At 57.0% G+C, this 25,122-nt stretch carries 16 protein-coding genes and 2 pseudogenes; 9 read left to right on the top strand and 9 right to left on the bottom strand.

Annotated features, from left to right (window positions below):
• Nucleotides 1-160: 160 nt before the first annotated feature.
• A complete protein-coding gene (locus tag AC2FJF_RS09505; protein ID WP_496724959.1) occupies nucleotides 161-4,912 on the top strand; it encodes a hypothetical protein in 4,752 nt (1,583 codons plus the stop codon).
• A 24-nt stretch (nucleotides 4,913-4,936) separates the two neighbouring features.
• Entirely contained in the window at nucleotides 4,937-8,437 is a 3,501-nt protein-coding gene (locus tag AC2FJF_RS09510; protein ID WP_496724961.1) for a hypothetical protein, read from the top strand.
• A 203-nt stretch (nucleotides 8,438-8,640) separates the two neighbouring features.
• On the opposite strand, the pseudogene AC2FJF_RS09515 reads toward AC2FJF_RS09510, so the two are convergent.
• Nucleotides 8,641-8,868 (bottom strand): annotated as a pseudogene (locus tag AC2FJF_RS09515) (DDE-type integrase/transposase/recombinase); the annotation flags it as partial.
• 113 nt (nucleotides 8,869-8,981) lie between these two features.
• Here AC2FJF_RS09515 and AC2FJF_RS09520 point away from each other — a divergent pair.
• Nucleotides 8,982-9,169, top strand: a pseudogene (locus AC2FJF_RS09520) (transposase); the annotation flags it as partial.
• A gap of 105 nt (nucleotides 9,170-9,274) precedes the next feature.
• On the opposite strand, the gene AC2FJF_RS09525 reads toward AC2FJF_RS09520, so the two are convergent.
• From AC2FJF_RS09525 to AC2FJF_RS09535, 3 genes are all read right to left on the bottom strand, one after another.
• Nucleotides 9,275-10,291: a GlxA family transcriptional regulator gene (locus AC2FJF_RS09525; protein ID WP_496724963.1), complete on the bottom strand. Its 1,017-nt coding sequence runs from the start codon at nucleotides 10,289-10,291 to the stop codon at nucleotides 9,275-9,277.
• A gap of 72 nt (nucleotides 10,292-10,363) precedes the next feature.
• Nucleotides 10,364-11,836, bottom strand: coding sequence for a Na+/H+ antiporter NhaC (gene nhaC / locus AC2FJF_RS09530; protein ID WP_496724965.1), 1,473 nt, complete (start codon nucleotides 11,834-11,836; stop codon nucleotides 10,364-10,366).
• Between the two features lie 348 nt (nucleotides 11,837-12,184).
• On the bottom strand, nucleotides 12,185-13,267 hold the full coding sequence (locus AC2FJF_RS09535; protein WP_496724967.1) for a helix-turn-helix domain-containing protein: 1,083 nt from the start codon (nucleotides 13,265-13,267) through the stop codon (nucleotides 12,185-12,187).
• A 121-nt stretch (nucleotides 13,268-13,388) separates the two neighbouring features.
• Between AC2FJF_RS09535 and AC2FJF_RS09540 the strand changes: the two genes are divergently transcribed.
• Nucleotides 13,389-14,579 (top strand): sterol desaturase family protein, encoded by a 1,191-nt coding sequence (locus AC2FJF_RS09540; protein ID WP_496724969.1) that lies wholly within the window; start codon nucleotides 13,389-13,391, stop codon nucleotides 14,577-14,579.
• A gap of 130 nt (nucleotides 14,580-14,709) precedes the next feature.
• On the opposite strand, the gene AC2FJF_RS09545 is transcribed toward AC2FJF_RS09540, so the two are convergent.
• The 3 genes from AC2FJF_RS09545 to AC2FJF_RS09555 form a co-directional block, all read right to left on the bottom strand.
• Entirely contained in the window at nucleotides 14,710-15,327 is a 618-nt protein-coding gene (locus AC2FJF_RS09545) for a TetR/AcrR family transcriptional regulator (RefSeq protein WP_496724971.1), read from the bottom strand.
• On the bottom strand, nucleotides 15,324-15,842 hold the full coding sequence (locus tag AC2FJF_RS09550; RefSeq protein WP_496724973.1) for a dihydrofolate reductase family protein: 519 nt from the start codon (nucleotides 15,840-15,842) through the stop codon (nucleotides 15,324-15,326). Before AC2FJF_RS09550 ends, AC2FJF_RS09545 begins: the two co-directional genes overlap by 4 nt.
• A 93-nt stretch (nucleotides 15,843-15,935) precedes the next feature.
• Entirely contained in the window at nucleotides 15,936-16,808 is an 873-nt protein-coding gene (locus tag AC2FJF_RS09555) for a LysR substrate-binding domain-containing protein (RefSeq protein WP_496724975.1), read from the bottom strand.
• 103 nt (nucleotides 16,809-16,911) lie between these two features.
• Here AC2FJF_RS09555 and AC2FJF_RS09560 point away from each other — a divergent pair, with 103 nt between their 5' ends.
• The 3 genes from AC2FJF_RS09560 to AC2FJF_RS09570 all read left to right on the top strand — a co-directional run bounded on the left by AC2FJF_RS09560 (nucleotide 16,912) and on the right by AC2FJF_RS09570 (nucleotide 20,128).
• Nucleotides 16,912-18,480 carry a trimethylamine methyltransferase family protein gene (locus tag AC2FJF_RS09560; protein WP_496724977.1) on the top strand — a complete coding sequence of 523 codons (1,569 nt, stop codon included), beginning with the start codon at nucleotides 16,912-16,914 and terminating at the stop codon, nucleotides 18,478-18,480.
• A gap of 14 nt (nucleotides 18,481-18,494) precedes the next feature.
• Entirely contained in the window at nucleotides 18,495-19,586 is a 1,092-nt protein-coding gene (locus tag AC2FJF_RS09565) for an aminomethyl transferase family protein (protein ID WP_496724979.1), read from the top strand.
• A gap of 143 nt (nucleotides 19,587-19,729) precedes the next feature.
• The gene (locus AC2FJF_RS09570) at nucleotides 19,730-20,128 is read left to right on the top strand and encodes a site-specific integrase (RefSeq protein ID WP_496724981.1); all 399 of its coding nucleotides are present in this window, start codon (nucleotides 19,730-19,732) and stop codon (nucleotides 20,126-20,128) included.
• 34 nt (nucleotides 20,129-20,162) lie between these two features.
• Here AC2FJF_RS09570 and AC2FJF_RS09575 read toward each other — a convergent pair whose 3' ends face one another.
• Nucleotides 20,163-21,053: an AraC family transcriptional regulator gene (locus AC2FJF_RS09575; RefSeq protein WP_496724983.1), complete on the bottom strand. Its 891-nt coding sequence runs from the start codon at nucleotides 21,051-21,053 to the stop codon at nucleotides 20,163-20,165.
• A gap of 160 nt (nucleotides 21,054-21,213) precedes the next feature.
• Here AC2FJF_RS09575 and AC2FJF_RS09580 point away from each other — a divergent pair, with 160 nt between their 5' ends.
• Nucleotides 21,214-22,026 (top strand): SDR family oxidoreductase, encoded by an 813-nt coding sequence (locus tag AC2FJF_RS09580; protein ID WP_496724985.1) that lies wholly within the window; start codon nucleotides 21,214-21,216, stop codon nucleotides 22,024-22,026.
• A 38-nt stretch (nucleotides 22,027-22,064) separates the two neighbouring features.
• On the top strand, nucleotides 22,065-22,907 hold the full coding sequence (locus AC2FJF_RS09585) for an SDR family NAD(P)-dependent oxidoreductase (protein WP_496724987.1): 843 nt from the start codon (nucleotides 22,065-22,067) through the stop codon (nucleotides 22,905-22,907).
• A 572-nt stretch (nucleotides 22,908-23,479) separates the two neighbouring features.
• Here AC2FJF_RS09585 and AC2FJF_RS09590 read toward each other — a convergent pair.
• Nucleotides 23,480-25,021 carry a DUF2652 domain-containing protein gene (locus tag AC2FJF_RS09590; RefSeq protein ID WP_496724989.1) on the bottom strand — a complete coding sequence of 514 codons (1,542 nt, stop codon included), beginning with the start codon at nucleotides 25,019-25,021 and terminating at the stop codon, nucleotides 23,480-23,482.
• Nucleotides 25,022-25,122 lie beyond the last annotated feature (101 nt).

A 25,122-nucleotide genomic window follows, 5' to 3' on the forward strand; every position in this document is an offset into this window, starting at 1 on the left:
CAAGCGGAAAGGCGACGACCGGAAAAAACCGTTGTCGCAAGTTCGTATCGAATCGCAAAATATGTTAGGATTTATCATCAAGAACGCCGGTCTATTAACCTCAATTCTTCAACCAGTATTAGTTTATCGTCGCATTTCTCCACTTGTTCTTGGAGGTCATATGTCAGCCGATTCAACACTTTACAACTTTGCCGTAGAATTCTTGCGAAACCAGGACGAGCGGCCCAACACACCAGATACCGTTCCCGATTCCAATGCCCTGGACGTGCGGCGTGCAGCGCTGACAGGGTCGAGCGAAGCCTTCGCTGCGGCGCTTTCAGGGGCTGCTCCGGCGGAAATCAGCGTAACCGAAGCTGAGGAAGCGGCTGCGGCCCTTCGAACACTTTACGTCGATAGCGCCCAGGATCGCGATACGCTTGCAAGTCTTGCAGAGCACGGGCTTTCTTGGGACCGGATCGACGGCGCGGAGAGAGTACTGCGCTCCGGCTCCGACCGCGTGGTGGCGGTGCGCCGGGTTCCGATCTTCAGTACGCAACTGAATGACGCTCTTCCGGCCTGGACCAGTGGCTTAGCGGCCGAAGCGGTCATCGGGCCAGCACGTGATGCTTTCGGTCGTGACATTTGGATCCATATATTCCGGATCGTCCGCCAGGTCCGATTTGTCCGTGCCCCCGGCGGTGTCCCGTTCCTAAGCGTCCCGCACGTCCAGTTTGCCTCAGTGTTCCATTCCGCCGCACAAGTCGATCACGACCTCGCGGGCGGCAGCTTTTGGATGGCAACGAACCAATTTGCGACTGTGGCTGGCGACACCTACACTGGCATCCGGATCAAAGGCGGCTCGCTGTCTTTTTCTTCGCCGATTGCGGTCAATGGCGACGAGGTCGTCGTCCCGACCACTGTCACCTGCAAGCTCGATATCTTGCTGGATCCGCCCGCGCGGGGCACTTCGGGCGTCCCATTGGACCACGCCGGCACGGACGCGCGCGCCTCGATCTTCGATCCACCAGAAGCCCTGCAGATCGTCATTGGCTCTGGCGGCAATCAGATTGAAGCGACGGCAGACGCCACCATTGGTGCCTTCGGTGAAGAGGTGGAATTAACGCCAGCGCAATCCGCAGCACTGTACCTGCCGGAATTCAACCGACTGTTGGTGCCAATGACCCCGACCGAAACGGAGTTCACGGTCACCGCCTCTGATGCCAAGGATTTTGCGATCGCGGGCGACGCCCCGATCACCGGCGGTGGCCTTGCACTGCCGGCCGCGCGCATCGTCCCCGCGCTTTTGGGCGAGGCGGCGGGAGTCGGCGCATTGATGCTCCGGATCGACCCTGGACTTTCGGCTCAAATATCTTCTGAAATTGCGCCCGGACAGCTTGGGCTAACCACTTTGATGGTCGATCAGGAGCGACTTGCACTCACCGCCCTGCAAGCCGAACAGGATGGTCGCCGCACACTGATCGAAATTGGCGACGTGACACCTGAGTCACGCGCTGAAATTGGGCGCGCGACCCAAGGTTCGGTGCGTTACTTCGCCCAGACTGGCGGGCAGGAGGCCGTCCAGTATGTGGCCGATGTCAGCCTGCGCCCGGACCTTCCGCGCGATGTCGCAGGCGATCGTGTGCCGCTGCGCTTACTGGATGCGGTCGTCATCATCGCTCAGATTGGGGATATCGGCGCGCTCGCAATCTATGGTCGAAATCGCGGGGACCGGCGACGGTGCTTTCAGATAAAGAATGGTCTCCTGCGCACCAACGACCCGATCAACGCCCTTCTATACGGCTTTTTCGATGGCGAGCGCATAAACTCCGGTGCCCTTTGGGCAGGCTACAGACTGGAGGGGATCGTACCGACATTGCCTGACCCTTATGCCGCCAACGTCGGTATCCGCGACACGTCCGAGAAACGGGGCGCTCAGCTTCTGATCAGCCGGTTCGCCGTCCAGCCAGGCAGCCGGACACTGGACTTTTTCCTCCCGGGCCCAGCGCCTGTAGCGGCCCCCAACGATGGCGACACCGGCGCATCCATGAACCTACTGTCGAACTCCGTTGCGGCTGTTGCCTCGGTCACCGACATCTCCTTCGCCGCGCGTCCCAACACCGCCGCGGCCGCCGCTGATCCGAGTTGGGGGAAAGCGCTTGGCGATGCGCTAGACTTCGAATTTGTCCCTAAGATCACCCTTCTCGATGTCTCCAGTGGCGCGGGCCAGTTTGGTGTCGCGCTGCGCCCACCACGTGGCCCGCGCGATCCTATCGGAGTTTCCAGCACTGCGCCGACGACTGCAGTCAACCAGGTCGTCGCCATTGAGGACCTGGCTTTCGAGGTGGATCCCAATTGGATGGTGCTGCTGACCCTTCCTGCGGTTCAATGGGAACCCGCGGTCGTCGTTCCGCCGGAGCCTGCGGACGCTATCGCCTTTCCCGAACGTGTGGTGTTTCTCAATTCCGGCGTCCCCGCGGTCATCGACCTGCCCGACGGGGACCGCGTACCATTCGCACCGGTGCCCGCCTATGACACGATCCTCGACCGGCTCCGCGGCGACACCCACCCGTCTAGCCGGGCGCGAGTCACCCTCCCCTTTGGAATGATCGCCTCCGCTCGATTGACGGCGCCGACCGATACCGAACGCGGTGTGCGGGTGCAGGAAACCCGCCCGGAGACCCCTGATGACATGCAAGGCGCCCACCAGCTTTCGCTGCGCGCGCGGGACCGCACGCTCGCAGGTCGCCAGACCCCGGCCATGCCCGGCCATACGGTGCAACTTCCCGTTGCCGTGCCTGCGGATGTACCCGGCGCGCCAGTCAGCATCCTGGGAACCAGCGCGACGAGCATCTTCAACTCTAGCCTTGGTGCTGGTTCACCCAGCACTGCGCTCGTCCCCGTCACGCGGCTCGACCTTTCGGGCTATGGCGAAAGCATCTTCAGCAAGTGGAACAACCCACTGAACGCCACAACTCAGGTCGAGAAGGTCGAACTGGACGTGCCCGTCGGACGCACCGCGCGGGAAGTCGTCACCGTCAAATCGGTTCTGGTTCCCTACGGCGTGCCTGTTGTGCGCACGATCACGCTTCAGCGTAAGGCAGACGCCATTGTCGGTCGCAGCGACACCGGCTGGGTTGCGGGCGGCGATGGCCTGTATGACTTCCCAGGTCTCGGCCTGATCACTCATCCCGGAGTCGTAAGCCGGATCACAAATGTCACCGAGATCGCCGAGACCGGCCAGATCGTCACCGCCAATGGGCAGGATTTCATGGCCGTCTACTTCCAAGGCGATCTGGTCATGGATGGCGCCGACGCTCCTGTACCGGTCAAACAGCACCTGGGCTACGTGCGCATTACCGCCGACCCGCCGGCCTTCGACGTCGCCACCTACACCGACCTGATCAATCAGGTCGGGCCGATGTGCGGCCCTGTCGAAGCGGTTTGTGCCGTCGCAGGCGGAGAGCAGAAGATGCGTATGAACCGCGTCGGCATTGCTGTCGCGGGAACCGAGTTCGCGATGACTGCATGGGGCAGCCTCGTCTTTCCCGGCGGCGAATGGTCTGTGCTCGAGACGCTCGACGCCAGCGGCGCCCCTTCGCCGGTGCCTGAGGATGAAGGCTTGCCGCTGATCCGGCGCGGCGCAGCTGGCCTGCCGACAGGAGAACCTTACCGCTTTGCCGACCCCGAGGATCTCTTCGCCGTCAACCCGGCCAAGGATTACGGCATCCTGCACTCCATGGGGATGCAGCGTGCCTTCTTTCGCCGACCCCGGATCGAGCCGACCGAACCCAATCGCATCGTCTCGACCGAACGCCCGATCATCGCCGATCCTTTCGTCCTCGCCGACTCGTTGTCCATGTTCCCCGAGCAGTCCGACTGCATCCCCTTCCCGAGTGCCAACTTCGCATTGGTGGCTGATAGCGGCAGCTTCCGCCTTGACGGTCCCGGCACTTTCAATGCGGGGATCGGGCGACGCACGACCGCGTCTGCCGGAAGCGTGCAAAGCGACGTTGATTACACCAACTCAGAGGTCTTATACGAAGTCGACACCAGTCAGCCAACTCAGTGGGAGTTCCGCCTAACCAACGCCACCCGCATCATGGCGCATACTGATATGGGCGATGTGATCACAACGGTTGCGCAGGTCAGCGCCCTTGGTGACCCAGACACCCGTTTCGAAGCGCCCGAACTCCGAATGGGCGGACCCGTACAGATCGTGCAGGACCTTCTGACAATCCTGCAGGAACTGGGTATCTCCGGCGAACCGGATGTCCGGATGGAAAATAAATGGAAATTCACGTTCGGAATGAAGGTTCCCTTCAAAACCAGTAGCGGTGCCGATCTTCAGATCCCGCCCTCACCGCTGCCGGGAGACATCATCTTTGCGGACACCGGCGTAGAAGTCCTGGTTACCTTGGCGAAGGAAAAGACCAAAGCGAAGTTCTCGCTCGGCGGCAAACCGATGTTCGCAATCAAGGCTGTTCCCGGCCTATACGCCGTCGCGATCATCAAGTTCTCGCTCATCATGTCTGTGAAGGACGGCACGACCTTCGTGGTCACTATCGGCTTTGGGATTGCCTACATGAAAAAGGTCGGACCGGGCGACTTCCTCAAGCTTAAGGGTATGGTTGGGTTCACTTTCATCGCCATTATAGGTGAAACCGTAATGGGTTGGGGCGGAGGGATTCTGCTACAGGCCGAGGCAGCCATCAAACCAATCATATCCGTCGCCATCCGGTTCGAGGCAATGGGGGCCCGACTACTCGCGCAACCGGGCACCGGCAACGAGACCGTGTTCTTCGTCTCGAAAGTTACCGTATCGATCGACATCTCGGTCTTCCTGGTCTTGAGCTTTTCCGCCTCCTGGGACGCAAAGATGGTTGAAATCACGCGCGGCCCCCTCGGCAAAGAGGATGCTCCAGATGTGCTGTAATAACCAAAAGGGGAGGATCGCCCCATGACTGCCGTGTCCCGCCTTGTGCTGCTGCCGTTCCTCCAGAATTGGGATGGCGCAAATCTCTCGCTACGTCTGATGGTGACCCCCCAGACCGATCCGACCTCGGCCCCCGCACCGGGCCTGCCACCCTATGCGACAACGGATTTCGACGTTGTTGTTCGCACCATCGCGGACCCGACGGTGCTGCCGTCACCGGCCAGCGTCGCCACCGGCGAGACTGCGATCACGTTGCCCGCAATGCCTCAGGCCGAAACGCTGTTTCAATCACTGGCGTCCGAGCTCCCCATCGACAACTCCGTCACGCCTACCGACCCACGCACCGCCTCGATCCGGATCATGAAGTACGCGCCACCGCCCTATCGCGAGGCCACAGGCTATGGCCAAGGTGCCAATCCCTTCCTTCTGACCGATGACACGTATCGCTGCGCGCTCAAGGCCGTTCCGCCAGCAGGCACGTCCATCGCCGATACGGCACCACCGTTGTCGTGGGGCCAGGTTCTGGCCGGCGTACTTCGCCAGCCTTTACTTGCCGAAGCCGTAGGTCTCATTCGCGCAATCGACATCCCCCTTCCTGCAGACGTCGTCTCACAAGGGGGCTGGGTCTATGTCGATCTCGCCCCCGGCAGTCCGTGGCAGTCGCTTGCCGGCATTCCCGGAGCGCTGCGTCTCTACGCCGCGCGGCTGTCCCCGCTATCGGGGCCACGCCCGCTGTTCACGGCCGTACAGTTCCCCGTCACAGCAGCACCCATCCCAGGCTACGACGATATCTTCGCCGAGGCCGTACGTTATGACGACGGCTTCGCCAAAGAGGTCTATGGCGCGCAACCGGCCTGGGCCGACCCCTTCGACGAGGACGGTGAGGACGAAGCGGAGCGTCCCGCGACAGAACGCGGCCTGCTTGTCGGGTGCGACGACTCGCAACTAGTCACCTGGTTCAACCGTCAGATTAGCCCCGGTGCTGCGCCGTTGGATGCGCCGATGGGCGTACGCGGCTATCGCATCGATGCCCGGGAAACCGGCAATTCAGACTGGGTTCCTTTGACGATGGGGGAAACCGCTCTTGTTCTCGGCGGCAATGACCTTGGTAGTGTTCAGGCCAACTTCCCCGTCGAGGTCGGACCGAACAAGATCCTCGGCGATCCCACTGCCAACATGTGGCTTCCCTCGTACTTTGCTGCCTGGAACGGCCGGCCGCTTGTGGGGGTCGACCGCTTCGCCGACCGGCTGATGGGCGGCGACGATGAACCTGAACCTGTCATAGGCGTGCCCCCCGATATCCCGTTGCGCTATGGCACCACATACGATCTGCGCATTCGACTTTGCGATCTTTCCGGCGGTGGCCCCGGCATCGAAACCGAGGCCCTGAACCCTGGCGCACAGCCTGTCTACACCGCAACGATGAAGCGCTACGTCCGGCCCGCTGGACTGCGTACGACGCCCGCCCTGCCTTCGGCAGCCGATCCCACCGACCCTCCAGCCTCGCTCACAGTTAGCAAACCCCGACTGCACTACCCCGCGTGCCTCGTGGCCGGCGGAACCGAGGCCGAGCTTGAGGCAGATATGCCCCAGGCCGCCGCCGAGCAGCGCGCACCTGGCCTTCCGGACCCAGATGTGGACATCCTCGAGATCTCGGTTGAAGTGCTGCGTCCAGACGTGAACCCGGAAGACGATGAGCCGGTCTACGAACAGCTCTACACTATAGAGCGCGCCTTCGATGCCGATGGTCAGGCCCTGCTAGATCTCGAATACGTTGACACCGCCGACATCGGGACCATGGCAATCCCCACAGACGGCGCGATCACTATTCCGACTTCGCGCAATGTGCGGCTGAACCTGACCCCTATCTGCTCGGACAAACCCAACTACTTCGGTGCCGATGACGTGCGCCGCGGCGAAACTGCGCGGCGCTACCTACGCAGCCCGGCCCAGGACGAACGCGGCCTCATTAGCCTGCCACGCGGATGGGTGGCCGAGGGTTTCTATCTGCAACCTACGGAACCGGGAAGCCGGGCGCTTGTCAGAGCCAACCGTGCCGGAGGTCGTACCGGTCAGGGGGCCGAGAACCCGATCGCGCGGCTTGCCTCCGCGCTCGACCTCGATCATGTGGGCGCAAGCCTGCGCGCTCGCCCGGGACAGCGCTGCCTATTCGGGCTGCACTCAAGTCTGAACGCAGTTATCGGTCCCGACGGCGGTTCAGTCCGCTTCGCAACCAAATCCGAAGTGACCAGCCAGTGGATCGTCGCGGTCGTTGTCAACATCGAAAGGGACTGGACATGGGATGGGCTAAGTGGGTTGCGCATCGAGCGTGACGGCAACCAAGTGGGCCGCGTGAGCTGGCGGCAGTCCGCCCCGCACGAAGTCGCCCGTGCCGCCGCCAATGGAGAAACGACGCTGATCTTCCTCGATGCGATCGACCCCGAGCCCGCGGACGGCAGCTTCCCGCGTCCTTTGCAGTTAAAATACACCGCCATCCCCGAATACAAAGTTGACCCCGCACAAGAGGACGGTGCCGAAGAGGTCGATCTGACCTTGCCCGTCGCCCGGCCTCCGCGCCAGGTGCCCAAAATTGTCTCGGCTGGCATCGCATTATCACCCTACTTGCGCGACCCAGCGTATTCCCACTCCGAGGAACGAACCCGGCTGGTCTGGCTCGAGTTCGACCGCCCGCCCGACGATCCGAATGATAGCCTGTTCGCGCGCATGCTCGCCACCAGTCCGGATCCGGTACTCACCGGGGATCTTACCGGCGATCCGACGCTGGGTAACACGCCCCTGCCCATCGACCTTGAACTAATCCGCACGATCATACCCGAGCAGGCCGATGACCGCAGCGGACTGGGCGCGATGCAGAAGCTTTTGCCCACGAACAGTCCCCGGCACTTCATGCTACCGCTGCCCCAAGGGCTGCCGCCCGAAGCGCCCGAACTCTTCGGTTTCTTCCTTTACGAATTCCGTGTCGGTCACGCCGAGATGTGGAGTACTGCGCAAGGCAGATACGGGCGGCCCCTGCAAGTCGCAGGCATCCAGCACGCGCCTCCTCCGCTTAACTGCGGCGTCACCCGCTCGACCCAGCGGTTGACCGTCAGCGCCGAATTCGCCGACCCGGTCAAGAATGGTCGCTCCGTGCAACCTGTGGTGCCACGCACCGACCTTTGGGTGCTGCTTTACGTACAAGCGGTGCAAGCAGATGACGAAGACCGGCGCAACGTGCTTCTGGGTCGTCGCCAGCTTGCAACTCCGCGCCGCCCGCGCCAGCCCTTCGATGACAGAAGCTTTGGATTTACCGCCACAACCGAGCCCGCCGGCCAGACAAGCTGGTCCGCCGCAGAGATCACGAGTCTTCTGGCCGACATAACGCTTGGCCCCGATGCACCGCTCAGCTGTCTCGTTGTCGAGACCCTGCCCGGCGAGGTACCGCACAAGGATCCGCTAGGCGCGCATCTTGGCTACGAACGCATTCTGCGCGCATCACCTCTGACGAAGGTGCCCGAGGTCTGTTAGGCCCAAATTTTTCTGCCTGCGACTGATCGCAGGGTTTGGCGACGTGTACAGGGGTGCTGGTCGGATCGGATACCTGCGGTAAGAGGACTGTTGCGTTAATTGGTTGAAGCTGGGTCAAGTGCAGCGCATGCGGCCGGACTATACGCGCTCGAACAGTTTGAGATGAAGCCGGTCTCTCCTCGAACACCGGTCTATTTGTGTCAAATGTGACCGCGCTTGTTGGTCCGGATCGTCTCTATCCCACTCAGTGTTGCCCTCACGGTTCGCAAGGCTCGAATGCTCTGACGGTACCTAAGTAGGCGCTTCATCGCGACATGATCACTTTCGACCAAATTGTTCCGCCACTTTCGATCAATTTGCCTGTTGCAGTCAAAATGCGGATCGTATCGGTGGTTGATTTCGCAGATGATACGCCGATAAGCGTAGGCCTTGGGAGCCTTAACGTCTCGCGAACCGAGAGCCGGAAAGCGGACCGTGGTTGGGCTCAGGACACATTGATTTTTGGTTTTAGCGTGATTCACGTTGCCGAAAACAAGCGGTTACCATGCCTGACCTTTTCTGGCTGAGCGACGAGCAGATGGCGTGCCTTGAGCCCTTCTTTCCTAAGTCTCATGGCAAGCCACGTGTAGATGATCGACGTGTTCAGAGTAGGATTATCTCCATCAATAGCAATGGGTTGCGCTGGTGCGATGCGCCAAGGAATACGGGTCGCACAAGGCGCTATATAATCGCGCTCGCGGCTCTCGTCATTTTTTGGTTACGAGGCCCGACCCTAACTGCACATAACCTAAATCAACAATTCAAAATTTTTGACTTCCGATACTGGTCAGATGCAATTTAATCGCGTCTATCAGACCATCCTCTCCGGAAAGAAGTTGGCGCCTCGCCGTAGCGTTTCTTGAATCGTACGGTCAGCTGAGTAGCGCTGCTAAAGCCAGTGGCTGCCGCAATTTCGGCGACCGACATCTCGGTTTCGCTGAGCAATGCGTATGCCCTCGCGACGCGCAGTTCGATATAGAACTGGACCGGCGAGGTTTCGACATATTTTTGAAAAAGACGTTCCAGCTGACGACGCGATATCTGCACGGCTTCCGCGATTTCAAAGATATCCAGCGGCTCTTCCAGGTTTTCATGCATGATCTGCATAGCATTGATCAGGTATTGATTGCGGCTGCCCAAGGCCACCGAGAAGGCCGATTTCTGAAGCGTTTTGCTATTGTTGGATCGAAAGTGGATGCACATGTCCGATACGATGACCGCCAGATCGTTTCCGAAATCGGATTCGATCATGTCCAGCATCATATCGGTTGCCGCATTTCCGCCGCCACATGTCATAAGCTCGTTGTCGATCTCATACAGGTTTGCCGACGGTTCGAGATCAGCAAAGTTTTCGATGAAAGCCGGGTGGTTTTCCCAGTGCAGCGTAAACCTTTTTCCCGACAGAACCCCGGCCTCGGCAAGGGCAAAAGCGCCAGTGCAAATCCCACCCAGATTGCAGCCAAAGGTTCGCTGACGACTGATCCAGGACAGAACTTTGGAGTTCGTACTCTCGGCTGGTTCAATGCCTGAGCACACAAACAGCCGCGAGGATCGCGGCAGATTGCGCAAAGCGGAGTCCGGCGTGATTTCGATCCCGTTTGAACAGGAAACCGGTGTTCCGTCTTCAGTGATCAGAAACCACTTATAAAGCTCTTTGTTGGTGACCTGATTGGCTATCCTCAGAGGTTCCACTGCGGCGCTAAAGGCCAGCATGGTCAGTTTCGGCAACAGCAGGAAGTAGATCTCTTTGGCCGATCCATCATATTCTATGCGATAACTGGCCGCACCCTTAGGGACAAAGTTTCTCGGGTTCATTTTCTCTCCTCCCAGTATCGACCAAGGCGGGTGAAGGGCACCAACACCTGTTGCGGTGTTGGTGCAAAATGGTCAGGCACTCATCTGCGCGACAGGCTCTCCGCTTTCTTCCCATGAGCGGATCTCTTCCTCGCTTGCCTTTGGTGAGAAGAGACCGGTCATGGCGTAGAGGATACCGATGACAGGTGACAGCCAGCAAGCAAATGCGAGCGGGATGTACAGCAGGTTCTCAAAGTTCCCGTCCGCGATCCCCAGGCCCAGTGCCGTGATGACAAAGGCGCCACCCGCATTCCATGGGATCAGAGGGGACACCAGCGTTCCGCCCTCCTCGACGGCGCGGGACAGGTTCAGCGGGGAATAGCCCATCGCGCGATAGACAGGCGCATACATTCGGCCCGGCAGTGCAATGGACAAGTATGGATCACCTGCAACGGTATTGGTGGCAACAGACGTCATGATAGCGGAAATCTGAATGCCGGCGAACGACTTCACCTTCGATATGACAACTTTGATGATAGCCTGAAGGCAACCCACGCGTTCAAGCGCTCCGCCGAAACCCAGGGCCAGCAGCACCAGTGAGATGGTCCACATCATCGACTGAATGCCCCCGCGATTTAGCAAAGGGTCTATCTCCGGAACCCCGGTATCGATTGAATAGCCGCTGTTGGCGAAAGTGAACGTCTCATGAAGCCCGGCCCCCTGACAAAAGATTGCTATAACACCGCCCGCAACAGCCCCCGCAAACAGCGACGGGATCGGAGGTTGCTTCATGACCGCCAGAACGATGACCAGAACCGCCGGAAACAGCATGATCGGTGAAATCCAGAATGCGTCGTCCAGCGCGGTTGTGATCGCGTGAATACGATCAAACGAAACCTGCGACGTGTCGATCAGTGTGAAACCGACGACAAAGTAAATCACCAACGCGATCAGCATCGAAGGAACTGTGGTCGGAAGCATGTTCCGAATGTGATCGAAAAGATTGGTCCCCGTCACGGCAGGGGCAAGGTTAGTTGTGTCCGACAAAGGCGAGATCTTGTCGCCGAAGAACGCGCCAGAGACCACCGCCCCCGCCGTCCAATACATTGGAATACCAAACCCGGCACCAATCCCCATCAGCGCCAAACCAACTGTACCGGTTGTTCCCCACGATGTGCCCAATGAAACAGAGACAATGGAGCAAAGGATCATTCCTGCGGCAAGGAAAAGCTCGGGCGACAATATCTTGAGGCCGTAATAGATCAGCGTCGGGACGGTGCCGCTTGCGATCCACACGCCAATGATCATACCTACCGTGATCAGTATCGAGACCGACGGCAGGGATATATTAATGACGTGGAACACGCCTTCTTCGATGCTGGGCCATTTGTGACCCAACATAAGGCCAACGATGCCGGTGATCGCGATCCCGAAGGCCAAAGGGATGTGCGGGGTAAAATCGCCGAAATAGAATAGCTGCAGCCCAAGCACACACAGGGTCAGCACGATTGGCACAAGCGCCAGCACTAAGCCGGGTTGACGTATGTTGTCTTCATTCGCAGACATATGGGTCTCCTCCATTGGAATGATCCAGAAGCGGTATGATCTGCGGAAGAAACCAAGTTTAGCAGTGTGGGACCGTCGGTCAGAGCGCACATCCTATTAGAATTTGCGACACAGATGCGTCGGGGTTCGGCTTCTTCGGGTGAACTGAAGGCCGACCAACGCGATCAAGCGCAACAAATTGGCTCCAATTACTGCGCACTCCCAAGCCCCGAACGACAGCAGGCTGTACTACGGGTATTGGCAACAACCCTTGGCAGACGTCCGCCTCATTGATCGTTGCTGCGGTACGGCAGCCGTAATTTTGATTTTTTTTGCAAAGCAGGCTTGGAAGGTGGTTTTGCGGATAGCTTACAAACGTGACTTTGTCGTTTCATGTAAATGCGCCCTTCGAAATTCCGAAGGTGTCATTCCAGTTTGAGCGCGAAAGGCGCGGTTGAATGGCCCCAGTGAGGAAAACCCCACATCGTAAGCGATGCTCAAGACCGAGCGCTCTGCCAGCTCGGGCGATGATAACATGGATTGCGCCTCTTGAATGCGGAACGCGTTCACGAAGCTCGCAAAATTCCGGTGCCCCAAGCCTTGATTGATTGCGGACCTAATGCGGTGTTCCTGTGTCCCAAGATGTTCGGCCACTTGGGCAACGGTCAGCCTTTCGCTGCGCCACAGACCCTCAGACATCGCGGCTTCAATACGCGTTATGAGCGCGGACTGCGCCGGGTTGGCTTGGTCATCCCGCTTTGGAGTGCTCGGTATCCAGATGTCTGGAACCACGCGAACCGACCACAGCAGGAACGCGCTTGCAGACAGGAAAAACGCACTTGCCTGTAGTGCAAATACCCAGACAGGAAGCGCTTTATCCAGATGGGTGATTTCAAATCCGGTAATGAGAATTCCCAAACTGAGGATCCAGACCAGAAACCAACGCCGAAACCGGCGACGGGCCTCGATCAGATCCCCTGCCTGACCTGAAACTACGATCCACAGGCCATGGAAAAAGAAGATCAGTACGCAGATACCGCGAACTGCACCAAGTTGCAGCTGTAGTTGAGAAAGCCACGCCAAACCGACTATCAACGCAGCGGTCAAAATCTGCCAAGGTTGAACAAAAACGTCATCCTGGAACAGCTCAATCACGGCCCAATAGAGCAAGACAGGGATCACACCTGCGATCATCACAAGCACAATCCGAACCGGGTTGTCGGTTAGATCAATGCTTGGTGAGGACACAATCAAGTAGGGGCCAAAACTGAGGCACAGCAAGACTACTGCCATGCTTTTGCGCTGGAATCCCCCGTTTCTCATGAAGACAGCGGCGCATAACGCGAGTGTGCCGATGGCACTGCCGCGCAGGAAGATATCCAAAATCATTGGGTCTGACATAACAGGCGCAATCGAAGTCGGATTTACCCCGCCGGTCAACGGTATAGCCATACTGAAACTGAAAAATCCTCGCCGATTTTGCAAGAAACGGATCGGTTTTCAAATTCAGCGCGCTCTGATTTGCGTCGCCAGCCAGTGTCCGCCACATGTCAATTCGCATTCGGAGCAGACAATGACTCAGTTAGCCACACTCTTATCCATCTACACGGATGTCTTCGGCGGAGACCTCTTACGGTATATTCTTGGCGCCGGCGGCACGTATCTATTGATCAATATCATGCTGGCACGGCGTCTTGGTGCGCAGAAAATTAGACCCTCTGCAGTGCCACAAGGTCAAATCCTGCGCGAGATTCTAACGAGCCTGCGCACAGTGCTTATCTTTACTGCCGCAGGGACATCCATCGCGCTTGGTGCGAGGGCAGGTGTCATCACAATCTACCAAGACATAGCCGCATATGGCTGGACCTATTTCGCGTTCAGTATCGCGGTGCTGATTATCCTTCATGATGCGTGGTTCTATTGGACGCACCGCGCCCTGCACTACCCGCCCCTGTTTCGCCGGTTTCACCGCTTGCATCACAAGTCACACCAACCGACTCCCTTCACCTCCTACAGCTTTGACGTTGGCGAGGCCGTGGTGAACGCCGTCTACTTGCCTTTCGTTCTTATCATTCTGCCAACACACCCTGTCGCGCTTTTCATCTTTGTGACCCATATGATGCTGCGCAATGCAATCGGGCACTGCGGGATCGAAATCTTCCCTGCCAATGCAAAAGGCAGGCCGGTCTTTGGCTGGCTCACGAGCGTTACTCATCACGATATGCACCATGCACATGCGGGCTATAACCACGGGCTCTATTTTTCGTGGTGGGATCAGTTCATGAAGACCGAGCATCCAAGATACTTGACCGAATTCGCCCGCGTCGCGCCGCGATTGCGCATCCGAATGGTCAAAACAGCTCTTTTGGTGATTGCGGTTATCGTGGGTATGTTGGCCACCCAAGGACATGCCTTTGACCTAAAAGGCCACTACGCGTCCCCCGGACTCGGCGTGATCGTCGCGTTTGAAGATTGCACATCGAATAAAGCAATAAAGTGTGGACGTCTTGTTTGGGTTTGGAACAAGGACGATACGCCCCATGCGCAGGTTGGTGATATGATCCTGACCGAATTGGTCTTTGACGGCACGGTATGGAAAGGCGCGCTACGCGATCCAGAAACTGGACGGACATATCGTGGATCCATCCAGCAATCGGCCAAGCATCAGTTGACACTTAAAGGCTGCGCCGGGGTATTCTGTGCATATCAAACCTGGCATTCGACCGAGTACCTCAGAACTGTGCTCAGGCGTCATGGAAATTAGGTACAAGGCCATCCCTAAAGATGGCCCATTCCGGACCTTCACACTGCCTTAACAATTCTGCGCTCGCAGTTCGCTTACCGGTCATTCGCTGCAATCGCGAAGACACAGCCCAGTGTGGATGTTTGGGTCGTTAAGGTCGTTCTGCCGGACCACCCTGATACGCTTGTTTTCTCCGCAACCGGACCTCGCGGTCACCAGCTGCTTGATCAAGAATCCAGTCAATCCCGCGCAGAAAGTCATCTATTGTCAGGGGATTGTTTTCTCCGCTGGAGGCAGAGAGTACAAACCCATGTGCATAGTCTATTAGCACGTGAACAAGGACGTCGCCGCCATCGCTGTTTTCAAGCTGGTCCGTGCTGGCCTTTAATTCCACGGCCACGTTTATGAGATCCGCGCTCATCAGCGTCACATCCTCAAGGATCGCGCGCAGAAGGTTGGCGTTCTTCAAGGCGTATCCATAGTAGGTCATCATGATGCTTTGGGCGCGTTCAACCGGAGTATCTCCGTCCACGCCATCCAGAACGCCGGCGAAAGCACTTTCCACCAGACCGGATAAAAGCTGTCTCTTGGTGCCAGCGTGATAGGTCACCGCCATCGGGGTGACCCCAAGCTGATTGGCGAGCATGCGAAACGATAGCGCGTCAACGCCTTTGCTTTGGACAATCGGCAATGCAGTTTTCAGGATCAGCTGTTTCGAAAGGCGCTGCTCAGCCTTTGGCGGCCGCCCCGGTGGGGCAGTTTTCGTCATCTGATTTTCAATCTGTATTCGAGATCCACCAGGCCAGAGGGAAAGCTGCTAACCGAAACCAGTTCTAGATCAACATCGCCTTGTGTCTCGCCGAATATCCGAATGCCTTCACCAATCAGGATGGGAATCAAGGTGATCCGCATGTCTTCAATCAGCCCGGCTTTGAGGAATGAACAGATGATGGCTCCGCCATCCACGTAAACTCGACTGAAACCACGCGCGTCAAAGCTCTTCATCAATTCGGGTGGTGTTTTGTCTGAAACCTCAACCTTCTCGCGCAGGTCACTAGGGATGTCGTCGGCTGTCATCGAACGACTGAGAACCACCACCGGTTTCGTGTATGGCCACGCTCCAAACCCCCTAACCGTCCGGTATGATCCCGATCCCATTACGATCACGTCGACACTGTCCTGAAAGGCTGTGAACCCGTGGTCTTCATCCTTGGTGGGTTGCTTATCCAACCAATCCAGCCTGTGATCCGGCCTTGCAACAAAGCCGTCTAGACTCATTGCCATCATAATATGTCCCGTGGGCATCGTCTGGATCTTCCTCATATTATTTATATGCCGTATAATATTTTTCTTGACGCCGCTCAAGGGGGAATACCATCAGGCCTGGCTCTGAACCCAATCCGAGAATGCCCGCACTGCGCCAATTGGGGCGGTTCTGTGCGGTTGAACTAAGAAATACCCGTATTCAGGCAGAACGGTTGCCGACAATCTAAACAGCCTTTCCGCATTCAAATCGTCCCCAACCAAGTCATCCATCAAAGCGATGCCCTGCCCGTCAATGACCGCTTGCACCCGGACATTCGGGTCAGGAACGATCAGCACATCTCGCCTTGATTGCCGAGGAAGCTTTGCGACGTTCAGCCAATCTGACCAGGCGCTGCTGTCATCGCGATCTCTCAGCAACGTAAGTTGCGACATTGCGCCTTCTATTCCCAACTCATTCACCAGGTCGGCTGCCGCCCGATTACCTACTGGATAGGGCCGTAAGTGCATGAACGGTGTAACTGTGCCGTCACTCCAATTCCCGTTGCCCCACCTGATTGCCAGGTCCACTTCCTGCATCTCTGCCTGCGAAAACTCGACCATCGGCTGAATGCGAAGCTGCACGTCCGGGTGGCTTTGCATAAATGACATCAGGCGTGGCGACAGCCAACGCGCAGCGAAATAGGTCGAGACACCAACAGTCAAAGAGCGCGATGAAATCCCTTTCAACGCCTGAATTTCGGTTTCGATCTCTTCGTATCGGGTCTGGCAGATTGCGAGCAGTTTCAGTCCTTCACCGGTGAGTGTGACACCCCGCGTTGTGCGCTGAAACAAGGCCATCCCCAGATCGGCCTCAAGCGTTTTGATCTGATAACTGATCGCACCCTTTGTCATATTGAGCGCCGACGCCGCCGTCGAAAAGCTGGAATAACGGGCGATCTCAGCAAATAGCCTAAGCAAGTCGTGGTGATGAAAGCGGGCAGCCATGAGTATAGCGTACAAATTTTCTAAACACTGAGAAAAGAAATTTTCGATTTTCAACATAATTTTTTAAGCCCAAAATTTGCACCTGGTTGCGCGAAACGAACAAATGACGTTGGACCCTTTGAACGCTGTAGCAGACACATCAACACTGACGGGGCACCGCAGACGCGTGCGCCGACGCCGCTTGGCCCGTGACAATGAGCCCGCTGAGGGCACGCCGTTCTCGGGGCGCAAAATACCTGCATACGATCTTCTGAGCGAAACGGCACTGACCCAGATCGAAGATCAAGCCGATTGGATTTTGAACAATATTGGTGTCGAGTTCCGGGGGGATCGTACCGCGCTTGATCACTTCGGCCAAACCGGTGCACGCATCGATGGCGAACGTGTACGGTTTGAACCGGGTCACGTCCGCGCGCTTTGCGCTACCGCCCCTTGTGAATTTCAGTTGCATGGTCGAGACCCGGCCAAAACAGTGACACTTGGCGGCGACAACGTTGTGCTGATGCCGGGATATGGCTCTCCGTTTGTCAGCGATCTGGCGAATGGCCGCCGCTATGCGACGCTGGAGGACTTCCGCAACTTCGTCAAGCTGGCCTACACTGCGCCTGCCTTGCACCATTCCGGCGGCACGGTGGTCGAGCCGACAGATGTACCGGTGAACAAACGACATCTGGACATGATGCTGGCGCATCTGACGCTGTCGTCCAAACCCTTTATGGGATCTGTCACAGCTCCCGATCGCGCCCAGGATAGTATCGAGATGGCGCGCTTGGTCTTTGGGCGCGACTTCATGGAGCGCCACGCGGTGATGCAGGCCAACATCAACGTCAATTCGCCGCTGGTTTATGATGATACGATGTCTTCGGCTCTGCGCATCTATGCGGAGGCAGGGCAATGTGTTTGTGTCTCCCCTGCCATTTTCGCGGGCGCTATGGGCCCGCTTTCACCTGCAGCGGTGTCGGCGCAAACTCTGGCCGAAGCGATGGTCGGCATTGCGCTTGCGCAACTGGTGCATCCTGGCTGTCCGGTGGTATTCGGCTCATTCCACTCCACAATGAACTTGCGCACAGGCGCTCTGACCTTTGGATCGCCCGAGGCGAATATGACCACGATGGCGCTTACTCAATTGGGACGAAGGCTTGGCGTGCCTGTGCGGTCCGGCGGCGGACAGATCACCGCCTCCAATGCGCCCGACGGGCAAGCGTTGCAGGATAGCACCGGTGCAATGTGGTCCACGCTTTTGTCCGGGGCTCATCAGGTTTGGCATGCGGCGGGCTGGCTCGAAGGTGGGCTTGTGATGTCCTACGAGAAATTCATCATGGATCTCGACCACTGTGGCGCGATGCTGAAACTGTTGCAGGGCTTCGAAACGGACGACGAGGCCTTTGGCCGTGATGCCTATTTCGAAACGGGCCCGGGCGAAAATTTCCTGTCGACCAATCACACGCTGCGGCACTACGCGACGGCGAATTTTGAGCCACAGATTTCTGACGCCGGACCCTTCGAAACCTGGTCTGAAAATGGTGCTCTTACAGCAGATCAACGCGCCGCCACCCGGTGGCGTCAGTTGTTGAACGACTATCAACGCCCCGAAATGAAACCCGACATCCAGGCCGCGCTTGAAGACTTCGTGTCAGAGCGCAAAGCGCGAATGCCGGACGAATGGTACTAGAGAGAGGAACCCCCATGGCCGAAGAACTTAGCCGCACGTCCGCGCTTGCATCCCGCCACCAGAGCCTTGGCTCGGGACTAGAGGATTGGAATGGTATGGGCACCGCCTGGACCTACCACACCGATCCCAACGATGAACACGATGCGGTTCGCGAGCGCGCGGGAATGTTTGACATGTCGCCTCTGAAAAAGGTGTTCGTGCGCGGCCCTGACGCCCAAGCGGTTCTTGATCACCTAACCACACGCGATCTTTCCAAGGTCACACCGGGAAAGGCGGCTTACCTGTGCGTGCTGACAGATGAGGGCGGGATCGCCGACGATGCCATAGTGTCCAATAACAGCGGCGACGAATGGATGATCGTGCATGGCTCGGGCAACACGATGGCGCTTCTGGAGAATTCGGCGGAAGGGCGGAACGTGCAGATCGAATTTACCGATGATCTGCATGATCTGTCAGTACAAGGGCCAGCCTCGTTGGAAATTCTCAACGCGAACGCGGATTTTGACCTGGCCGATCTGGCCTATTTCGAACATGCGCCTGCGGTGCTTTTCGGTCACCCCTGCCGTATCTCGAGAACCGGATATTCCGGCGAACGCGGCTACGAGATTTTTGCCGATGGCTCTGTGATCACCGACATTTGGGACAAACTGGCGGAGGCAGGCGTCATGCCCTGCTCCTTTACAGCACTCGACAAGGTGCGGATCGAGGCGGGGCTGCTGTTTTACGGATATGACATGACCGAAGTCAACACGCCCTGGGAGGTCGGCCTTGGCTTTACTGTCAACAAATCCAAGGGCGATTTTCGCGGCAAATCGGCCGTCATGGCCGCAAAAGGTTCCGAGAAGGTCAATAACTTCTGCCTGGATATCGATCATTCTGACATGGTCGAAGGCGGAGAAAGACTGTCATTGAATGGCGCGGAGGTGGGCGTCATCAACAGCCCCTGCTTCTCGCACCGATTGGGCAAATCGCTTGCCCTTGCGCATGTTCAGCCACAGCTTGCCATCGGAACCACGCTAAAGGTTTCAGGAAATGATTTCGCGACAAACGCAACAATTGTGTCCAGCCCAATTTACGACCCCGAAAAAGCTCGCACACATAGTTAGGGAGGTCTTGGCAGGCAGCGAGGGTTGCGTCAACGTCGGGTTATCCTCCTGGGTGGGCATGACGGATTGGAGGATCAGTCAAGGAAACACTAAACTTCCCGGCCATTCGCGCACTTCGCCCAGCCTGGAACAAAGGCCGTGTCGTGGGTCAGAAGCGCCCCCTGAAAACAAAAAATGTCTGGGCGATCCGAGTGCGCCTCGAGCTTGCCGAAAACCATCGCGATATTGCGCTCTTCAACATGGCAATCGACGGTAAGCTCCGCGGTTGCGATCTGGTAAAAATGAAAGTGGCAGATGTTATGTCATTGGTTCAGATCAAGGAACAGGCTTCAGTACTTCAAAGCAAGACGCAGAAACCTGTGCGCTTCGAAATATCCAAGGGCACCTGCGCCTCTATTGAGAAATGGATGGAAGACGAACTCATGGTCGAGTCAGAGTACCTTTGGCCGGGCGATTCACACTTTGCGGACAATGTACCAATTCCTCGATTGCGCCAATGGCCGCTTTCAAAAATTGATCGGGTCGAAAGCCTTGGTTCGTGACGGGGCTGCGACGTTTGGTTTTATACCTGCAGCCTTATTGGACAGATTCGGGAACGCGGTCCTGTCTTGGGGAACGTCCAAATTTGCGGACATACTCTCTTGAGAATTGAGCCGAGCTTTCATATCCAACCCCGTAGGCAATCTCTGAGACTTTTGAGCCGGTGGTTTGAAGCTCATTCCGGGCTTGGAGCAAACGCAGGTCTTTCTGGTATTGCAGCGGCGAGGTTCCCGTAACAGCCTTGAATTGTTCGAAGAATGCCGAAGTGCTCATACCCACGCGCCCTGCAAGTTCTCCAACGACTAGGGATTTAGCTAAATCTGACCGGATTTCGTGTGTAGCTGCGAAAATCCGGCTTGCCGTGTTTTCGTGCCACGCCAGTTTTCGGAGCGTGCCACCATGTCGCCCAATCAGCAGGCGGGCATGGATTTCCCGCACCGTGATCGGAGCGAGCATGTGACGTGTCTCTTCGGTTTCGCACTGGCGAATATATCGCAATAGGGCGCTTTTCATTTCGTGATCGGTTTCAGCGAGGCAGATCGAAAATGGATCCGACACTTGATGGGTGGACGACCGCGACCCTGACGAGGCCAGGACGCGCAAGAGTTCCAGATCGAGGGGGAACACGAGCGCGACGTAGGGACGTTCGGGTGTGGCCTCTGTGATCCTTGAGACAACCGGCAGCGCGTTACTGACGATCAGCGACTGCCCGGCCCGAACAGTGAGTGTTCTGTTACTGGTTCCTACCTCTTTGGCGCCTTGTAGGACCGCGCACAACAGCGGGCGGTAGACATTGGCGTCGGATAGGGTGGTCGACGGGTGAGTGAGAAAAACCGTCTCGCTTTCGTTCTGTGTCAGTACGCCCTGCGCGACGCCCGCGCGGTCAAGCAGAGCCAGAACATAGTCCAATAGTGTCTGAGATCCCATATACGCCTCCAGTGGTTGCTCTTATCGATAGCACGGAGGTGGGAAAACCTTTACAGAAGATCTCCGCTTCTGGAGCATTGTGCAAGAAAACTGGATAATGCTTAAAGACCCATCCGTACCCAATTACTATTATGTGTTTCGTAACTTGCGGAGCAAAAACATGAAAACCATTCTGATCACCGGGGCCTCATCCGGAATTGGCGCGGCAACCGCCCGACATTTCCAAGCGAAGGGTTGGAATGTCGTCGCCACGATGCGCAACCCTGCAGGCAGCACGGATCTTGGGGCTTTGGATAGCGTGCATCTGGCCCAACTGGATGTGACGGATGCGGACTCAATTGCAACGGCCGTGCGAGATGGCATCGAACGGTTTGGACAGATTGATGTTTTGCTGAACAATGCGGGCTATGGCGCATATGGTGCGTTAGAGGCCTTCACAATGGACCGCATCCGGCGTCAGTTCGACACCAACGTGCTCGGGTTGATGGAAGTGACCAAAGCGGTTCTGCCTCATTTCCGCCAGGACCGGTCCGGCACAGTCATCAACATCTCCTCCATCGGCGGACAGATCGCATTTCCACTCGGCGCGCTCTATCATGGCACCAAGTTCGCAGTAGAGGGGCTTTCTGAAGCACTGCACTACGAGTTGGAACCCCTTGGCATTCGGGTCCGTATCGTCCAACCTGGAATGATACGGACTAACTTTGGCGGCAGCTCTTTCGATTTCGCAATGGATGAGAACCTGCCGGACTATGCACCAATGGGCGAAGCCATGAGGCGCCTGTTCGGCAAACTGGCCGCGAACCCTTCAGCACCAGAAACTGTCGCGCAGGTCATTTGGGATGCGGCAACCGAGACCCGAAACCGCCTGCGTTTTCGCGCAGGGCCTGATGCTGAAGAACTGCTTGATGCGCGCAAACAACAGAATGACGAGACGTTCATCGGCGGTCTCAAGCAAAAGATGGCGCCTTGAAGGGCCGTTCAGTCATTCATAGGAAAAGAGGATGATCCATGTACCGCGAAGCTATCGAAAAAGGCGGCTTTGCCGTTGTAACCGGGGCGGCCAGCGGCGTCGGCAAAGCCGCGGCCCAACGATTTATTCAGGACGGTCTAGGGGTTGTGCTGGTCGATTTGGCGGGCGAGGCCTTGGCCAGCGCCGAGGCGGAATTGCGCGATCAAGCTGGGTCGTCCGCAACTGTTCAGGCAGTTCCGACTGATGTCACCGACACCTCTGCTGTGAACACCTTGGTGGATCAGGCTTTTGCGCTGGGTGAGGTGGCTGTCCTGATGAATAATGCCGGTATCGCCGCGCCAACCGGTAGTTGGGAAAACACGGAAAACTGGCGCAAACTACTAGAGGTCAATCTTTTCGGCGTCATGAATGGCGTGCATGCTTTTCTGCCGCGCATGATCGAAGCGGCGCGCCCGGCTGTCGTGATCAACACCGGATCAAAACAGGGCATTACCACACCGCCCGGAAACCCTGCTTATAATACCAGCAAAGCCGCCGTAAAGGTCATGACAGAAATGTTGGCACACGATTTGCGACAGGCTGAAGTGCCTATCACCGCTCATCTGTTTGTGCCGGGATTTACCTATACCAGAATGATTGAGAAGTTCATGCCGGAAAAACCTGCCGCCGCTTGGACCAGCGAAGAGGCAATTGACTATTTGCTGAAGCGCATGTCGGACGGGGATTTCTATATACTTTGCCCGGACAATGATGTGCCCGAAGAGCTCGACCGCAAACGGGTTGAATGGGCCGCGGGTGATATTATCAACAATCGCCCGGCTCTTTCACGATGGCATCCCGACTATGCGGATGCCTTTGCGGCGCATGAGGTCTCAGAATAGTCGAATTAAACAAGAGGTCTAAAAAACACCGAGTGTGCTGGTGGATGGCGAGAGTAAGACTGTTGTGCATACAAAAGGGTTCACGCCTCAATTTGAAACCTAGCGGAAAAACCGGGTACTGTATCCCAATCTTAGTAATCAGACGTTCGTACGACGCGCTGTCTCAAATACTTTGGACTCACAACCGACCTCAGAGGCAGCGCAGCATCAGTAGTGGCGCGGCGGGTTGGCTCATCTTTGACGGTCCCTAGCGGTCGTTCGACATTAATCACCGTCGCTGCGGTGTGGCCCGTCAAAGGAGACATTCGCTGCGCGAGCGAAACTGGAAAACGGATGGAGGTCCCAAGAGCGCAAAGATGCCACCGTTAAACAGCATTGCGTCAGCGACCGCTTTGCCTAACATTGGCAATGATAAAACCTCGCCTATTCTGTAGCCAACTTTCGAAAATTATGACAGCAACACGTTCCTGATCGCTGGGCGGTTGAAAACCCTGAGCGAGGGATTTTCACAGCGACCGGCTGCCTCACAATGGTGGTTTCGATTAATAGTCGCCCAAGCATCATTCTTATTACTATTGTTTCTCTTGTTGGAACTCCAACGCCATTTCGTCCAGAATACTGAAAGCCACCGGGTAAAAATTCTCAAATAGATCGATTACTGCAGCTTCCTCTGCTGGATGATGTTTGCCGTTGGCGCCAGTCAGCTGCCCCATCCGAAACACGATCTCGGTTCCTTCTTCTACCGGGACCAACTCATAGGTCTCCAGGTTTGTGAGGCCCTCAATGAAAGAATTGTGGAGGATGTCGGTCACGTATTCGAAAGGATGCCAGTCGACGATCAGCATCTGAAAGTGAGCCGCTTCATGCACGCAGTGCAGGCGGACGCCGGCGGATGTTCGCGACGCGTCCCCTTCCCGATAAGCGTCCCTCAACATCATCCAGCGCATCTTGAGCCGGGGGTCCGTCAGCATTTCCCAGGCCACTACCGGTGGTGCCTTCAGTGTGTGCCGGGTTGTGAACACAGCATCCTCATCGGAAACGCGGACCGGCCCGGCAATCTCGCGGTACATTTGCCAGGCGGCTGCAAGGTCATAGACCCGCATGGGCACGTCACCAAAGTGCTCGAACTGAGCGCTGTATTGCATGAGGTCAGACTCGATGCCCATTGCCCGGAACGCGTCTTCCGAGAACAGGGCGTAGCTGAGGACACCAGTATCCTCCTTCACATCTGTCTTCGCCATACGATGCACGAGTATGACGTCAGCACCGGAAATATCCTTCATCGGTCCGATCGACAGTTCTTCATATTTTCCGTGATGCGCGAGGATCTTCAGATCAAGATCGGCTACGTTGCGGCAAGCATTGCAGGGGCAAGTTGTGTTCTGCACGATGTTCCGACGGCGTTCGGCGAACGCCCGATAAAGGCTTTCACATATATTGAGGAAAGTCTCGCCAGAGGGGAAGGGCCCGCTCGAGTAGGCAAGAACGGCGTCGCCTTCGAGACCTCGCAATTTCATTGGGTCCTTTAGTTCAATTACAACCGCCTCAAGCAAAGAACGGATGATTGGGTTGGCGTGCTCCAACTCCGACCGGGTCAGATATCCGGTATAACCGGTAATATCAGCGATTAGCAGGTAACCGGTTTGAACAGACATCCGAGCTTTCCCATTTGCATTACATCCCTTGACCGTAACTTTCACCATAGTGCCGGACAAGCGGGTCTGCCCCGTCCAACATATCAGATAGAGGCTGCTGAAGCCGCAACACCTGCTGTTTGGTGTCGGACGCAGCCCAGAGAACACCACCGGCGCATTTCCATCGCGCCCCTCCGCATGGAACGGGATACGTTTGACGGCGCTGACGAAGACAACGAATATCAATTCGAACTGGACCAGGCGAATGTTTTGGAGCCCTACGAAGGGCGAGACGCGAAGTGTTGTGAGCAGCGGCAAAATTGATTCAACCGAAGTCACCGTATTTGGTGCATAGCCGACATTCGTCGCGCCGCAGCAAATTTTGCGATGCACTGATTTCCAGTAACTGTGGGCGACCCAATTATTTGTACCGCCTGCTGTTCGTAAACGATTTGCGGCATGTTCTCGGAAGTTGCTCAAATGTATCCAGCCTATTGATCGGCCCGCAGGCCGTGGCCTTGTTGGAGTTACGCACGCGCCGTGATCTAGTCACCGGCAAGGTCGATGTAGACCGATTGCAC

The organism is Ruegeria sp. CDSB013 (assembly GCF_059611165.1).